This window comes from Kitasatospora sp. MY 5-36, assembly GCF_001182915.1.
In the GTDB taxonomy this organism is placed as follows: Bacteria; Actinomycetota; Actinomycetes; order Streptomycetales; family Streptomycetaceae; genus Kitasatospora.
This window is the reverse complement of record NZ_LFVW01001314.1, coordinates 1-917: the sequence shown is the minus strand read 5'-3', so window position 1 is coordinate 917 and position 917 is coordinate 1. Positions and strand designations below refer to the sequence as shown.

Annotated in this window: 1 protein-coding gene and 1 pseudogene; one reads left to right on the top strand and one right to left on the bottom strand. The window is 78.2% G+C overall.

Annotated elements, in window-relative coordinates; genetic code table 11:
- A pseudogene (locus AE652_RS42180) lies at positions 1 to 183 on the bottom strand (5-formyltetrahydrofolate cyclo-ligase); the annotation flags it as partial.
- A 63-nt stretch (positions 184 to 246) separates the two neighbouring features.
- Here AE652_RS42180 and AE652_RS42175 point away from each other — a divergent pair.
- A partial coding sequence (locus AE652_RS42175; RefSeq protein ID WP_049661477.1) for a GGDEF domain-containing protein occupies positions 247 to 917 on the top strand: 671 nt, incomplete at its 3' end.

Below are 917 nucleotides of genomic sequence, written 5' to 3'. Positions count from 1 at the left end.
CCCGGGCTCGGCGCCCACCGAGACGTACGCGGCCACCGTGGCGCCGGGGGCGGCCAGCTCCCCGGCGTGCCCGGCCAGCGCGTCGGCCGCCGCCGCCCGCTCCTCGGCGGCCAGTTCGCGCCGCCGCGACAACAGCCGTGTCCTCAGGCCGCTCTTCTCGTTGGGCATCCGATCCTCGTTCATCCGATCCTCCTGGCCTCCGCACCGCCGACGCGCAGAGCCTGACACGCGAAGGGGCACCCCCCATTGACCACCCCGCTGCTGGTCCAGGCCCTGGCCGCACTCGGCGTCCCCGCACTGGCCGGCGCCACCGCCCTCGGACTGCGCGGCCGCCGGGAGCGGGCGCGGGCCGCCGCCGGGGCGCAGCGGCTGCGCGGGCGGATCGCCGAACTCGAGGAGCGCTGCGCCGACCTGGAGCGCACCGCCTCCTGCGACCCGCTCACCGGCGTGTGGAACTACCGCCACCTCCAGCTCACCCTGGACCGGGAGATCGAACGGGCCCGTCGCGCCGAGCACACCGGACAGGCCGACGGCCCGCGCCCGCTCGCCGTGCTGATGCTCGCCATCAGCGGCTTCGACGCGGTCGTCGCCGAGCACGGCCGGGGCCGGGCGGGCGCGGTGCTGCGCGACCTCGCCCAGCGGCTCGCGATGGAGATCCGCCGGGCCGACACCCTCGGCCGCTACGGCGGCGAGGAGTTCCTGGTGGTGCTCCCGGACACCGGCGCCGAGGGCGCCGCCCAGGTCGCCGAGCGGCTGGTCTGGTCGGTCCGCCGGCACCTGCTGCTGGACTGGTCCTCCGGCCCGCGCGAGTCCCGCCCCGCCGCCGGCAACGGCCTGACCGCCGCCGCCGGCATCGCCGTGCTGCCCGAGAACGGCACCCACGCGGCCGTCCTGCTGCGCGCCGCCGACACGGCGCT